This is a genomic window from Pseudarthrobacter lactosi, from assembly GCF_055412785.1.
In genome coordinates this window covers 961,492-976,257 of record NZ_JBVAYS010000001.1, presented here as the reverse complement: position 1 = coordinate 976,257, position 14,766 = coordinate 961,492, and the positions used below count along the sequence as shown (strand labels likewise).

At 64.1% G+C, this 14,766-nt stretch carries 11 protein-coding genes; 10 read left to right on the top strand and 1 reads right to left on the bottom strand.

Going from position 1 to position 14,766, the window contains the following annotated elements; genetic code table 11:
• Nucleotides 1-48: 48 nt before the first annotated feature.
• The 5 genes from ilvD (at nucleotide 49) to serA (ending at nucleotide 7,420) form a co-directional block, all read left to right on the top strand.
• Nucleotides 49-1,770, top strand: coding sequence for a dihydroxy-acid dehydratase (gene ilvD / locus ACZY0Q_RS04510; RefSeq protein WP_463915002.1), 1,722 nt, complete (start codon nucleotides 49-51; stop codon nucleotides 1,768-1,770).
• 385 nt (nucleotides 1,771-2,155) lie between these two features.
• The gene (locus tag ACZY0Q_RS04505) at nucleotides 2,156-4,063 is read left to right on the top strand and encodes an acetolactate synthase large subunit (protein ID WP_463915001.1); all 1,908 of its coding nucleotides are present in this window, start codon (nucleotides 2,156-2,158) and stop codon (nucleotides 4,061-4,063) included.
• A gap of 2 nt (nucleotides 4,064-4,065) precedes the next feature.
• Nucleotides 4,066-4,578, top strand: a complete 513-nt coding sequence (gene ilvN, locus ACZY0Q_RS04500) for an acetolactate synthase small subunit (RefSeq protein ID WP_028271611.1) — start codon at nucleotides 4,066-4,068, stop codon at nucleotides 4,576-4,578.
• A 99-nt stretch (nucleotides 4,579-4,677) separates the two neighbouring features.
• The gene (gene ilvC, locus ACZY0Q_RS04495) at nucleotides 4,678-5,703 is read left to right on the top strand and encodes a ketol-acid reductoisomerase (protein ID WP_193342386.1); all 1,026 of its coding nucleotides are present in this window, start codon (nucleotides 4,678-4,680) and stop codon (nucleotides 5,701-5,703) included.
• A gap of 127 nt (nucleotides 5,704-5,830) precedes the next feature.
• Complete coding sequence (gene serA / locus ACZY0Q_RS04490; protein WP_463915000.1) at nucleotides 5,831-7,420, top strand: phosphoglycerate dehydrogenase; 1,590 nt, start codon at nucleotides 5,831-5,833, stop codon at nucleotides 7,418-7,420.
• A gap of 68 nt (nucleotides 7,421-7,488) precedes the next feature.
• On the opposite strand, the gene ACZY0Q_RS04485 is transcribed toward serA, so the two are convergent.
• Nucleotides 7,489-7,695 carry a hypothetical protein gene (locus tag ACZY0Q_RS04485; RefSeq protein ID WP_463916310.1) on the bottom strand — a complete coding sequence of 69 codons (207 nt, stop codon included), beginning with the start codon at nucleotides 7,693-7,695 and terminating at the stop codon, nucleotides 7,489-7,491.
• On the opposite strand from ACZY0Q_RS04485, the gene ACZY0Q_RS04480 reads away from it, so the two are divergent.
• The 5 genes from ACZY0Q_RS04480 to ACZY0Q_RS04460 all read left to right on the top strand — a co-directional run bounded on the left by ACZY0Q_RS04480 (nucleotide 7,625) and on the right by ACZY0Q_RS04460 (nucleotide 14,744).
• Complete coding sequence (locus ACZY0Q_RS04480) at nucleotides 7,625-10,420, top strand: ABC transporter permease (protein ID WP_463914999.1); 2,796 nt, start codon at nucleotides 7,625-7,627, stop codon at nucleotides 10,418-10,420. The genes ACZY0Q_RS04485 and ACZY0Q_RS04480 overlap by 71 nt on opposite strands.
• Nucleotides 10,417-11,172, top strand: coding sequence for an ABC transporter ATP-binding protein (locus ACZY0Q_RS04475; protein ID WP_463914998.1), 756 nt, complete (start codon nucleotides 10,417-10,419; stop codon nucleotides 11,170-11,172). Before ACZY0Q_RS04480 ends, ACZY0Q_RS04475 begins: the two co-directional genes overlap by 4 nt.
• Before the next feature lie 34 nt (nucleotides 11,173-11,206).
• Entirely contained in the window at nucleotides 11,207-12,766 is a 1,560-nt protein-coding gene (gene metG, locus ACZY0Q_RS04470; RefSeq protein WP_463914997.1) for a methionine--tRNA ligase, read from the top strand.
• Nucleotides 12,767-13,087: 321 nt separating this feature from the next.
• Nucleotides 13,088-13,942: a hypothetical protein gene (locus ACZY0Q_RS04465; RefSeq protein WP_463914996.1), complete on the top strand. Its 855-nt coding sequence runs from the start codon at nucleotides 13,088-13,090 to the stop codon at nucleotides 13,940-13,942.
• A gap of 115 nt (nucleotides 13,943-14,057) precedes the next feature.
• Nucleotides 14,058-14,744: a class F sortase gene (locus ACZY0Q_RS04460; protein ID WP_463914995.1), complete on the top strand. Its 687-nt coding sequence runs from the start codon at nucleotides 14,058-14,060 to the stop codon at nucleotides 14,742-14,744.
• The last annotated feature ends 22 nt before the right edge of the window (nucleotides 14,745-14,766 follow it).

Below are 14,766 nucleotides of genomic sequence, written 5' to 3'. Positions count from 1 at the left end.
GGCCGTTCGAGTCGTTGGCGTCCCGATCGGAGTCATAGACTTTGACCCATGAGTGAGGACACCCAAACAGCAACCGAGAACAAGATCGACATCAAGCCCCGAAGCCGGGTCGTCACCGACGGGATCCATGCCGCCCCCGCGCGCGGTATGTTCCGCGCAGTGGGCATGGGCGACGACGACTTCGCGAAACCCCAGATCGGCGTTGCCAGTTCCTGGAATGAAATCACTCCCTGCAACCTCTCCCTGAACCGGCTGGCCCAGGGCGCCAAGGAAGGCGTCCACGCAGGCGGCGGTTTCCCCATGCAGTTCGGCACCATCTCGGTCTCCGACGGCATCTCCATGGGCCACGAAGGTATGCACTTCTCGCTCGTTTCCCGCGAAGTCATTGCCGACTCCGTGGAAACAGTTATGCAGGCAGAGCGCATCGACGGCTCCGTCCTGCTCGCCGGCTGTGACAAGTCCCTGCCGGGCATGCTCATGGCTGCCGCCCGCCTGGACCTTGCCAGTGTGTTCCTCTACGCCGGCTCCATCATGCCCGGCTGGGTCAAGCTCGAGGACGGCTCGGAAAAAGAAGTCACCCTGATTGACGCCTTCGAAGCCGTCGGTGCCTGCGCCGCGGGCAAGATGAGCCTCGAAGACCTGACCCGCATCGAAAAGGCCATCTGCCCCGGCGAAGGCGCCTGCGGTGGTATGTACACGGCCAACACCATGGCCTGCATCGGGGAAGCGCTGGGCATGTCCCTTCCCGGCTCCGCGGCCCCGCCCTCGGCAGACCGCCGTCGTGATGAATTTGCCCGCAAGTCCGGCGAAGCAGTGGTGAACCTGCTCCGCCTCGGCATCACCGCACGGGACATCATGACCAAGAAGGCGTTCGAAAACGCCATCGCCGTCACCATGGCCTTCGGTGGCTCCACCAACGCCGTCCTGCACCTGCTGGCCATCGCCCGCGAAGCAGAGGTCGAGCTGAACCTGGAGGACTTCAACCGCATCGGCGACAAGATCCCGCACCTGGGCGACTTGAAGCCGTTCGGCCGCTACGTCATGACGGACGTTGACAAGATCGGCGGTGTGCCGGTCATCATGCGCGCACTGCTCGACGCCGGGCTGCTGCACGGCGACTGCCTCACCGTCACGGGCAAGACCGTGGCCGAGAACCTCGCCGCGATCAACCCGCCGGACCTGGACGGCAAGATCCTCCGTGCCATGGACAATCCGATCCACAAGACAGGCGGCATCACCATCCTGCACGGCAGCATGGCGCCTGAAGGTGCCGTGGTGAAGAGCGCCGGCTTCGACGCCGACGTCTTCGAAGGCACCGCCCGCGTGTTCGAGCGTGAGCAGGGCGCCCTGGCCGCATTGGACCAGGGCCTGATCAAGGCCGGCGACGTCGTGGTCATCCGCTACGAAGGCCCCAAGGGTGGGCCTGGCATGCGCGAAATGCTCGCCATCACCGGCGCCATCAAGGGTGCGGGCCTCGGCAAGGACGTCCTGCTCCTCACCGACGGCCGCTTCTCCGGTGGAACCACCGGCCTGTGCATCGGCCACGTGGCACCGGAAGCCGTCGACGGCGGCCCCATCGCCTTCGTCCAGGACGGTGACCGGATCCGCGTGGACATCGCCGCCCGCAGCTTCGACCTGCTGGTTGACGAGGCCGAGCTCGAATCCCGCAAGCTCGGCTGGGAGCCCCTCCCGGCCAAGTTCACCAAGGGCGTGCTCGCCAAGTACGCCAAGCTGGTGCACAGCGCCTCGACCGGCGCATACTGCGGGTGATACTCAAGTACCTCAAGCCTCCGGTGGCGACGCGACTGCCGGAGGCGGCAGGGCTTAATAAGGGCTGATCCAGGGCCCCCGGCCGGACGGCGCTTGCGCCGGAGGGTCGGGGCAGGGTCAGTCCGTGGACAATGAAGTCCACATAGTGAGATGCGCACAGTCCTCGTTGACAGGCATCTCATGCAGAGGGAAAACTGATCGCATGATCGCATTCGTTACTGTCGGCGCCGCTTTGGGTGTATCCGTCGTCCTTACCAAGCGCGTGGCTGACTAGCCCGACTGGTAACGAACCGTCACGCGCAACCCCTCGAAAAGCCACCAGGCTGAGGGGTTTTTTTATTTCCGCATTTTCCAAGTACAAAGATGATCCACAAGGAAGAGTCCGATGAGCAAAGGATCGCCGATCAGCCCCTCGCTGATGGCTACTAAGTCCGCTGGAGCCCCCAAGGCTCCGGAACGCGCCGACCGAACGGCCGATCAGGCCGCCGTCGTCGCTGATCTTGCCGCTGTCTCTCCTGTCCTTGGGCCGAACAACGTTGTACCCCCAACGGTGATGACCGGCTCGCAAGCTATTGTCCGCTCGCTCGAAGAACTCGGCGTCGACGATATTTTTGGTTTGCCCGGTGGCGCGATCCTGCCTACCTATGACCCCTTGATGGCCTCCAGCATGAATCACGTACTGGTCCGTCACGAACAGGGAGCCGGCCACGCCGCGCAAGGCTACGCCATGGTTACCGGCCGGGTGGGCGTTTGTATCGCCACCTCCGGCCCCGGTGCCACCAACCTCGTTACCGCCATCATGGATGCCCACATGGATTCCGTGCCGATAGTAGCCATTACCGGCCAGGTATCCAGCGGTGTGATCGGCACCGACGCGTTCCAGGAAGCCGACATTGTTGGCATCACCATGCCGATCACCAAGCATTCGTTCCTGGTGACTGACCCCAACGACATCCCGCACGTTATGGCGGAGGCGTTCCACCTGGCTTCGTCCGGACGTCCCGGCCCGGTCCTCGTGGACGTCGCCAAGGACGCCCAGCAGGGTCAGATGACCTTTTCCTGGCCGCCGAAGATCGACCTCCCCGGTTACCGCCCGGTGACGCGCGGCCACAACAAGCAGGTCCGCGAAGCAGCCAAGCTGATCGCTGCGGCCACCAAGCCGGTGCTCTACGTGGGCGGCGGCGTGGTGAAGGCTCACGCCTCTGCGGAACTCCGTGAACTGGCTGAGCTGACCGGCGCGCCCGTTGTCACCACCTTGATGGCGCGCGGTGTGTTCCCCGATTCCCACCCGCAGCACGTGGGTATGCCGGGCATGCACGGCACGGTTTCCGCCGTCACCGCGCTGCAGCAGTCCGATCTGCTCATCACCCTCGGAGCCCGCTTCGATGACCGGGTGACAGGAATCCTGAAGTCCTTCGCACCGAACGCCAAGGTGATCCACGCGGATATTGATCCCGCCGAAATCTCCAAGAACCGCACGGCTGACGTGCCGATCGTGGGTTCCGTCAGGGAAATCATCCCCGAACTCACCGAGGCGGTCCGCTCACAGTTCGAATCCGCCGGCACGCCGGACCTCACCACCTGGTGGGCGTTCCTTAATAACCTCAAGGAAACGTACCCGCTGGGCTGGACCGAGCCGGAGGACGGGCTCAGTGCTCCGCAGCGGGTCATCGAACGCATCGGCGCGCTGACCGGCCCCGAAGGCATCTACGTTGCCGGCGTTGGCCAGCACCAGATGTGGGCGGCGCAGTTCATCAAGTACGAGCGCCCGCACGCCTGGCTGAATTCAGGCGGCGCCGGCACCATGGGCTATGCCGTGCCGGCTGCCATGGGCGCCAAGGTAGGGGAGCCGGACCGTGTGGTCTGGGCCATCGACGGCGACGGTTGCTTCCAGATGACCAACCAGGAACTGGCCACGTGCGCCATCAACAAGATTCCCATCAAGGTTGCCATCATCAACAACTCCTCGCTGGGCATGGTCCGCCAATGGCAGACCCTGTTCTACGAGGGCCGCTACTCCAACACGGACCTCAACACCGGCCACCAGACCGTCCGGATCCCGGACTTCGTCAAGCTGGGGGAGGCCTACGGTTGTGCTTCCTTCCGCTGCGAGCGGGACGAGGATATTGATGCCACCATCCAGAAGGCCCTCGAAATTAATGACCGCCCCGTAGTCATCGACTTCGTGGTGAGCCCCGACTCCATGGTGTGGCCAATGGTGCCCGCCGGCGTGAGCAACGACCAGATCCAGGTTGCCCGCAACATGACCCCGGAATGGGAAGAGGAGGACTGAACATGACCCGCCACACATTGTCCGTTCTGGTTGAAGACAAGCCCGGTGTACTGACCCGCGTCGCGAGCCTGTTCGCCCGACGCGCCTTCAACATCAACTCCCTGGCCGTCGGCCCGACGGAAGTTCCGGGCATGTCCCGGATGACCGTCGTCGTCGACGCCGACGGTGACCTCATTGAACAGGTCACCAAGCAGCTCAACAAGCTGGTCAACGTGATCAAGATTGTTGAGCTGACCTCCGAATCTTCCGTACAGCGAGACCACATCCTGGTCAAGGTACGTGCGGATGCCGCAACTCGTCTGCAGGTGACCCAGGCTGCAGACCTGTTCCGTGCTTCAGTGGTTGACGTCTCCACAGACTCCGTGGTCATTGAAGCAACAGGCCACCCCGAAAAGCTCACGGCGCTGCTCTCAGTGCTCGAGCCCTTCGGCATCCGCGAAATTGTGCAGTCCGGCACCCTGGCCGTTGGACGGGGATCCCGCTCCATGAGTGACAGGGCTTTGCGCAGCGCTTAGTTAGGCGGGGCGCGTCCCCACCTGCGGCGCATTGCCCGTGCAGTACCGCAACACCCCAGACTATTTACCCAGTGAAAACACTCAAGAGGAGTTACTCAAGTGACTGAAATGTTCTACGACGACGACGCCGACCTGTCGATCATCCAGGGTCGCAAGGTTGCCATTGTTGGCTATGGCTCCCAGGGCCACGCCCACGCGCTGAACCTGCGCGACTCCGGCGTCGAGGTTGTCATTGCCCTCAAAGAGGGCTCGAAGTCGATCGCCAAGGCCGAAGAAGCCGGCTTCAAGGCCCTGACCGTTTCCGACGCCGCCGAATGGGCCGACGTCATCATGATCCTGGCACCGGACCAGCACCAGCGCTCGATCTACAACGAGTCCATCAAGGACAAGCTGACCCCCGGCAAGGCACTGGCTTTCGCCCATGGCTTCAACATCCGCTTCGGTTACATCGAGGCGCCTGAGGGCGTTGACGTCATCCTGATCGCTCCGAAGGCCCCAGGCCACACTGTGCGCCGCGAATTCGAAGCCGGCCGTGGCATCCCGGACATCATCGCCGTGGAGCAGGACGCCTCCGGCGCAGCCTGGGACCTGGCCAAGTCCTACGCAAAGGCCATCGGCGGCACCCGCGCCGGCGTCATCAAGACCACCTTCACCGAAGAGACCGAAACCGACCTCTTCGGCGAGCAGGCTGTCCTGTGCGGCGGCGTGTCCCAGCTGGTCCAGTACGGCTTCGAGACCCTCACCGAGGCCGGCTACCAGCCGGAGATCGCCTACTTCGAGGTGCTCCACGAGCTCAAGCTCATCGTTGACCTCATGTGGGAAGGCGGCATCGCCAAGCAGCGCTGGAGCGTTTCCGACACCGCAGAGTACGGCGACTACGTCTCCGGCCCGCGCGTCATCACCCCCGCGGTGAAGGAAAACATGCAGGCTGTCCTCGGCGACATCCAGAGTGGTGCCTTCGCCAAGCGTTTCATTGACGACCAGGACAACGGCGGAGCCGAGTTCATGGCACTGCGTGCCAAGGCTGAGCAGCACCCGATCGAGGCCGTTGGCCGCGAGCTGCGCTCCCTGTTCGCCTGGCAGCAGACGGACGAGGACTACGTAGACGGCTCCGCAGCCCGCTAAGTCTGCCCTTCCGGCGCCATTCACCGTGCAACAGTGAGGCCGGGCTCACACTTAACAATGTGAGCCCGGCCTTTCTGTCAGCCTAGACTTGTTCCCATCCCCAGGACTGCAACGCAGAGGATCAGCCGTGTCAAAACCCGTAGTACTGCTCGCCGAAGAACTTTCGCCCGCCACCATCGAGGCCCTCGGCCCGGACTTCGAGATCCGCCACACCGATGGCGCCGACCGGACCCAGCTGCTTGCCGCCATCGCGGACGTGGACGCCATCCTGGTCCGCTCCGCCACGCAGGTGGATGCAGAAGCCATTGCCGCCGCGAAGAATCTCAAGGTCATCGCCCGCGCTGGTGTTGGCCTGGACAACGTTGACATCAAAGCCGCCACACAGGCCGGCGTGATGGTGGTCAACGCCCCGACGTCGAACATCATTTCGGCAGCCGAACTGACGGTTGGCCATATCCTGAGCCTGGCACGCCACATCCCGCAGGCCAGCTCGGCGCTGAAAAACGGTGAATGGAAGCGCTCCAAGTACACCGGCATCGAACTCTTCGAGAAGAAGGTCGGCATCATCGGCCTGGGCCGCATCGGCGCCCTCGTTGCTGCCCGCCTCCAGGGCTTCGACACCGAAATCCTCGCCTACGATCCGTACATCACCTCGGCCCGTGCCGCGCAGCTCGGCGTCAGGCTCGTCACTTTGGATGAGCTCCTGAGCCAGTCGGACTTCGTTACCATCCACATGCCCAAGACGCCGGAAACCGTCGGCATGCTTGGCGCTGACGCGTTCACCAAGATGAAGTCCACCGCCTACGTGGTCAACGTGGCCCGTGGCGGCCTCGTGGATGAAGAGGCACTCTACGCAGCCCTGCAGGACCGCCAGATCGCCGGCGCGGCCGTTGACGTGTTCGTCAAGGAGCCCAGCACGGACCTGCCGTTCTTCGCCCTGGACAACGTGGTGGTCACCCCGCACCTTGGTGCATCCACCGACGAAGCCCAAGAGAAGGCAGGCGTCTCCGTTGCCAAGTCCGTGCGTTTGGCGCTGGCAGGTGAGCTCGTACCGGATGCCGTAAACGTGGCCGGCGGCGTGATCGCCCCCGACGTCCGCCCGGGCATCCCGCTGATCGAAAAGCTGGGCCGGATCTTCACCGCGCTGACCCACGCCTCGCTGACCCAGATCGACGTCGAGGTGGCCGGCGAGATCGCGGCCCTTGACGTCAAGGTCCTGGAACTTGCCGCGCTCAAGGGCATCTTCGCCGATGTGGTGACCGAGCAGGTTTCCTACGTCAACGCCCCGGTCATCGCCGAACAGCGCGGCATCAACGTCCGCCTCATCACGACGGCCGAAGCAGAGGACTACCGCAACGTCCTGACCATCCGGGGTGCTTTGAGCGACGGCAGCCAGATCTCCGTGGCGGGTACGCTCACGGGCCCGAAGCAGGTGGAGAAGCTCGTCGGAGTCAACGGCTACGACGTGGAGATCCCCATCAGCGAGCACCTCGTGGTAGTGGCCTACGCCGACCGGCCCGGTGTGATCGGAACCATCGGACACATCCTGGGTATGAACAACATCAACATTGCCGGCATGCAGGTGGCACGGCAGGCGGAGGGCGGCCAGGTTCTGGCATTGCTCACCATCGACAGTTCCGTTCCGCAGCAGGTGCTTGACGCCATCAAGGCAGGCATCGGCGCGGAGATGGTCCGCGAAGTGGACCTCGAGGACTAAGAACCGCACCGCCATCAACTACGCGTGACCGAAGCTTAACGTCGGCCACGTATGATTGGCCGGTCTGCTTACAATGGCTGGGTCCCGTTTCGGGACCAGGCTGGCAGACCGGCCAATACTTTTTGCACACCAGGCAGGAAATCCTTCATATCCGCCGCCTGCGGATCTCGGTGTGCGCACGCAATCCAGGTTTCAGGGAGCCCCATGAACGCCGTCCAGCGATTCATCAGAAGCAAAGTGCTGCTGCTGACCGCGGCCATCTTGATCGCAGCCATGTGCTTGTCGGTCCTCGTCCAAGGCCAGTCTCAGGCCGCTCTAAACCGAACGGTGGATGAGAACTCGCGGGGTCTCTACGACGTCCTCGTCCAGGCCAAGGCAGGCTCCGGGGCGCTGATGCAGCCGGAGATCGCCAACGGCGGCGGCGGCATCGGCTTTGACCAGCTCGAGAACATCCGGAAGCTTTCCGGTACCTCCGTGGCAGCCCCCATCAGCCTGGTGTCCCGCGTGACACAGAACCTGGAAGCCCCGCGGCTGGACGCCATGGACTACCTTGGCTACAACTCGGGACTGGCTGGCACGGCCACCACAGACCAGGCCGCCGGCGCCACAGAGCCCAGCAAGTGGCCCGCTGCCGAGTCCGTGCTTGGCGACAAAGCCAAAAACTACCGCCTGACCGCCAGCGCCGTCAGCTCCGACGGCGTCTCTGAGCAGACCTTGTTCAAGTCCACCGCGGAGGGCAGCCTGGGCAAGGCCCGCCTGATCGAAGAGCAGACGGCCGGGGGCACCAGCATCCGGATCGCACCTCCAGCAGGCGAGACAGGCATCAAGTTCCCCGCTCCTGCCGGTGGCTCCGAACACAACCTGTTCAACCTATCGGTGTCGCTGCCGATGTCTCCCGAAGTGACCGAGTCCGTGGTCGCCGTGGACCCCGTTTCCGAGCGCGCACTGCTTGGCTCGGCCGGCGACTTCCTGGCCCCGCTGGAGAAGGCTCCGCCCGCTGACGCGCGGAACGCGGGAGCGATTGGCCGGCACTTCGAAAGCCTCTTCACCAACGGCATCAGCACGGAAGAGCTCAACGAAGGCCCCGACTTCCTCGGCGTCAAGCTCAAATATTGGGCACCTCTGATGACGCAATACCAGCAGGCCAAGCGCAGCGGACAGCTGACCGCGGACTCGCAGGCCATTCCCCTGATTGTCCGTTCCGGCACCTCGCTGGACCTCAAGTACAACGTCAAGATCGAGGAGATCGACGCAGCGGGCAAGGTGGTCAAGGACGTCGGCACCGCCACGCGTTCCCTCGGCAAGGACTACCTGCCGTTCGTGTCCAAGGACCCGTTCGCTCTGTCCTGGCCCGGCTCCACCGACCACTCCGGCCTCCTCGGCGGTGGCGGCAACTTCAACCAGGGGCTCTACACCCCGGCCACCTGGAGCACTGACTTCGCTGCCGCGCCGAAATACACCGACGGCGAAGCCGCGGCCAATGGCGCAGTCCAGAAGACCGCCGTCCCCCGCGACTGGGTCACCGTGAACCGGCTGCCGGAGAAGGGTGCCAACGGCGCCCCGGTGGACCAGACCCAGCGTGAACCCGTGGATGAACGTTCCTACCGGGAAGACCTGGCAACGGGGGAGAAGCTCGCGGCTCCGCTGGCCATGGTTTACGGGACCTTTGACCCCGCCGCCGTGGAGAAGGCTGCTGGCGACGTCAACCGCCTCCCGCTGGGTGGCTACGACCCCACCCCGTTTACCCTCACCAAGGACGCCGACGGCAAGACGGTCACCGACACCGGCCTCAAGCCTTCACTCAGTGCCACCGGACTGGCAAGCCAGTCGGCTGGCGCTATCACGGACTTCTACGGCCTGGCCGCAGCCCGCGGCTACAAGGACAACGCCTCCGTGATCGATGCGGTGCGTGTCCGGGCCAAGGCCCCTGGCAGCTGGAAGGAAGCCCAGCCGGACGTCGAAAAGCTTGCCAGCGAGATCCGCGAGATGGGTCTTGAGGCTACGGTTGTGGCCGGTTCGGCCCGTGAAGACGCCAGCATTTTTGTCCCCGGATACTCAAAGGACGACGCCGGCAAGGAGTCAGCGCTGGGCACCGTCCAGCAGTCCTGGGTCCGGCAGAACGCTGCCGACGCTGTCTCCGGTTCGCTGACCGGGACAAACATCACACTGCTCTTCCTCACCCTCTGCGGAGCCGCGCTGCTGACCGGCGCCTCCACCGTCAGCTACATCCGGAAACGCAAACGTGAAGCCGGAACCCTCCGCGCCATGGGCTGGACCCAGCTGCGTATCAGGAAGTGGGTGCTCGAGGAATTCGCCGTAGGCGCTGCGCTGCTCGCGGTAGCTGGGATCGTCCTGAGCTTGGTGAGCTGGAGCGTGACCACAGCGATCGTCTCGGCCTCCGTCCTGGCCCTGTATGCGGCAGCAGCCTTCTTCGCGGCGCAACAGCTGCGTCACCGTGATGAGGTGGATCAGGAACCGCAGCACGACGAGCGGCTGATCCCGGTGGACTCTCCATTGACGTTTGCCAACCGGCAGCTCAGCACGAACAAGTTCAATACCCTGTCCCTGGCCGTCGCGGTGGGCGTTTTTGGAGCCGCGGTGGGCGGGCTGGTTGCCTTGCTTATTGACATCCCCCGTGCAGCGGGCGCGAGTGCGCTCAGCGGGCTGGCCGCAGCAAGCGTGGCGCTGCCCAGCATGCTCCTGGCCCTCGCCGGCGTGGCCGTGGGCCTCACCCTGACGTTGGTGACCGGCAGGTTTGAGCTGAACGCCAAACGCCAGTACCTGGGCATCCTTGAGGCCATGGGCTGGAACCCGGACATGCTGCGCCAGGTCCGTCTCTTCGAAAACGCGCTGGTGGGCACGGTGGCCCTGCCACTGGGCGTCCTGGGCGCGCTGGGCATCGGGCTGCTGCTTGCCCCGTATGCCGCGCTGTGGGCCGGAGTCGCCGGCCTGGTGGCTGTACTTTGCTGGATACCGATTGCAACGAAAGTGGTCCAATGACAAACGAGACGAATGTTCACCGGAGCCGGAGGTCCGGCCTGGCTGAGACGCCCCTGCAGACCCGTGCCAACACCATCGTCAAGGCCGCGGACCACGGGACCCCGCTGGAACTGAGCGACATCACCATCCGCTACGGCGGCGGCAAGAGCGGTGCCGAAGCAGTCAGTGTCGTGGAGGGTTTCGACCTCACGCTGCACGCCGGCGAGATGCACTGCGTGGCCGGCCGAAGCGGATCCGGCAAGACCAGCATCCTGACTGTCGGCGCGGGCCTGACCCTGCCGACGTCGGGACGCGTCTTCTGGGAAGGCGATTCCCTCGAAAGCATGGGCGACGACGAAATCGCCGACCGCCGTCGGGCCCTGATCGGTTACGTTGACCAGGGCGGTGCCCTGATCGACGGCATGAGTGCCCTCGAAAACGTCCTCCTGCCGGCCGTGCCCGACGGTGAGGTGGACCAGCGCCGCGACATGGCCAAGGACCTCCTGGACCTGGTAGGCCTGGGCCGCCGCATGCGGCACCGCCCGGCCCAGCTGTCCGGTGGTGAACGCCAGCGTGTGGCGATTGCGCGCGCCCTGATCCTGGGCACGCGTGTGCTGGTGGTTGATGAGCCCACGGCAAGCCTGGACCGGGCCTCCGCCAACCGCATCATCAGCATCCTCAAGGACACTACTTCGGACGGAATCGCAGTGCTGGTCGCTTCACACGACCACGAACTGGTCCGCCTGAGCGATACGCTGACTGAACTGATCTAGCCCTACCCCTTCGCACCAAAGGTAACGTCCGCACGTGAGCGCAACAGCCAAAACCCCGTTCTACATCACCACGGCCATCACCTACCCGAACGGTGTTCCGCACATCGGGCATGCCTACGAGTACATCGCCACCGACGCCATGGCGCGCTTCAAGCGGCTTGACGGTTTTGACGTGATGTTCCTGACGGGCACGGACGAGCACGGCATGAAGATTGCGCAGGCGGCCGAGAAGGAAGGCCTCACGCCCAAGGAGCTGGTGGACCGCAACGCGGAAGTCTACAAGTCTGCCCACGCCGCGCTGGGGATCACGTACGACCGCTTCATCCGGACCACGGACGCTGACCACTACGCCGCGTCGCAGGCCATCTGGAAGAAGATGGAAGCCAACGGCGATATCTACCTGTCCAAGTACGAGGGCTGGTACTCCGTCCGGGACGAGGCCTTCTATGTCGAGGACGACACCGTGGTCAAGGACGACGGCGTGCGGTACTCGAAGGAGACGGACACCGAGGTGACGTGGACGGCTGAGGAGAGCTACTTCTTCCGGCTGTCCTCCTACCAGGACCGCCTGCTGGCGCTGTACGAGGCCCAGCCGGAATTCGGTGCACCGCAGTCCCGCTTCAACGAGGTCATCAGCTTCGTCAAGCGCGGCCTCGAAGACCTGTCGATCAGCCGCACCACCTTCGACTGGGGCGTCCCCGTCCCTGGCAACGACAAGCACGTGATGTATGTCTGGGTTGACGCGCTCACCAACTACCTGACCGGCGTCGGCTATCCGGACGTCGAATCGGAATCGTTCAAGAAGTTCTGGCCCGCCGACGTGCACGTGATCGGCAAGGACATCTCACGCTTCCACGCCATCTACTGGCCGGCGTTCCTGATGAGTGCAGGCATAGAACTTCCCAAGCGCGTGATGATCCACGGCTTCCTGCACAACAACGGCGTGAAGATGTCCAAGTCCCTCGGCAACGTGGTGGCGCCGGCAGACTTCGTGGCGCAGTACGGACTGGACCAGGTACGGTTCTTCTTCCTCCGCGAGGTCCCGTTCGGTGCGGACGGCAGCTACAACCATGAGGCCATCGTGGGCCGCATGAACTCGGACCTGGCCAACAACTTCGGCAACCTGGCGCAGCGTTCGCTGTCCATGGTGGCCAAGAACTGCGAGGGACGGGTCCCGGTTCCGGGTTCGTTTACGGCTGAAGACACCGCGATTCTGCAGCAGGCCAACGGCCTCCTCGAAACGGCCCGCGCGGCCTTCGAAAAGCAGGAATTCAGCCGCGCGCTGGAGGCCATCTGGGGCGTCCTGGGGGACACCAACGCCTACTTCGCCGAGCAGGCCCCGTGGGTGTTGCGGAAGACCGACGTCGAACGCATGAACACTGTTCTTTACGTGACGCTGGAAGTGCTGCGCATCGTCGCCATCCTGGCGCAGCCGGTCATGCCCACGGCCACGGCCGCGCTGTTGGAGACTCTGGGACAGCCCGACGGCGGATCCCGCCAGTTCGCCGCCCTCACCACGCCGATTGTGGCCGGTACGCTGCTGCCTGCTCCGGCACCCGTCTTCCCCAAGTATGAGGAGCCGGCCGAAGCCTAGTCCATTCCGGGTTGGCTACTTGTTTGTACCCGGTCTGAGTATGTTTCCGGGGCCCGTAAGTAGGGCCTGCCGTGACAGGCGGGTACTGAGTACGGTTCCTGGGCCGGCAGTAGGACCGGGCTCGGAAGGCGGGTAGTGAGTACTGGAGACTTGTTGCTAGCCGCCTGCCTAGCCTTGTCTGGTTAGCAAACTGATGATTCGCATCTGGGAGAACCGTCAACCCCCGATGCTGTCTGTTTGCCTTTTGTCCTCCGTGTCGGGGATGGCGCTGTTCTCCCGTTTGTTGGATCTGTTTGGATCAGACAATGGATGGAGACGGAAATGAAACGGATCCTTGCCGCTTTTGGTGTCGCGGGTCTTGCGCTATTGGGTGCCACAGCGCCGGCTACCGCGTCGCCTTCCGACGATGAGAAAAAGATCACTATTTGCCACGCCACCGGCTCGGCAACCAACCCCTACGTGTCGGTGACCATCAACCTCAACGGGCTCAACGGCCACGTGGGACACCAGTACGATGAGGACATCATTCCGGCCAACGACGGGAAAGTACTTCCCCGGGGCCAGAACCTTGACAAGGTAGATATCTGGAATGCCGGCTGCGCGGTCCCTGGCGGGCACGGGAACGGCGATGACGGTCATGGGAACGGCGACGACGGGCACAAGATCACCATTTGCCACGCCACCGGCTCGGAAACCAACCCGTACGTGGCCATCACGGTTGACGTGCATGCGGCGGAGGCCCACGCGGGGCACCAGAATGGTGAAGACATCATTCCTCCAAATGACAGTGTGCCGGGTGGCCAGAACTGGGACGAGGCAGGGCAGGAGATCTACAACAACGGTTGCGAGCCCTGCACCTGCTCCCCGGAGGTACCGCCGGTTGTTCCCCCGGTAGTCACTCCGGTTGTTCCCCCGGTAGTCACTCCGGAGACGCCGGTAGTCACTCCGGTGACGCCGGCCGAAACTCCCCGTGGGGCGGTTGTAGGAACGCCGGCGGGTGCAGCCGTCGTGGTTGCCAACCCCGGTTTCAACGTCCAGACTGCCGTGGCATCTTCCGGCACGGGGCTTGCTCCCTGGGCGGCCGGCCTCATTGTGATGCTGCTCGCTGCAGCGGGAGTTGTTGCCCGCAAGTCTCTGGCAGCCGGCGGTACCGTGTCCGGTCCTCGGAAGGAATAACGCGGGATTCAGGCGCCCGATGGGGCGCTGTTTGAAACACTGGCAGGCGCCGTGGCCGCATGGGCACGGCGCCTGCCGGCAAACCAGGCAAATCCGACGGATATACGGGGTAACCATGGACAGCGAAGGAAGGCTCTTCACCGCCAGAAGCATCGTTTTTGTGGTGCTCTGTGGCGTGCTGGCCTACCTGGCGTTCGCATTCCTCCCATACCTGGCCGGGCCGGCGCCATCGCCAGGGGTGACCGGGATTGCTGTGCAGCAGACGGCCCCGGCTCAACCAACATCCACCCCTACACCCACCCCTTCGATGGCCACGAGCGCCCCTGTCCCGGCCGGTCCGGCAGCGTCGCCGCCTCAGAGGCTGGTGTACCCTGCCGCGGATATCGATGCGGTGGTCCATCCGCTCGAGCCCACCGGCGCGGACCAGGCCACCCAGACCATCGTGCCGCCACCCACCATGGACGGCTACTGGCTCACGCCGTATGGTGTGCCCGGAACGGGCTCGGTCAACACCACTTATATCGCCGGCCACAGCTGGACGGACAGGGACGCGCCGTTCAACCACCTGAGCATCAAGGCGGCGGTAGGTGACAGGCTGACCGTGATCACGGCCACGGGGGAAGTGGCCTACCTGGTGGATTCGGTGACCACCTACGACAAATCCGGTCTTAAGGACAGTCCCATCTGGCAAGGGGTACCTAACAGGCTGGTCCTTATTTCCTGCTACACGGATGATCCCTGGGGCACTAACGTGGTGGTGGTTGCCTCGCCGGAGGACCCAGCCCTTCGTCTCAACAAATGAGACTGATTGTCCGGCATGCGGA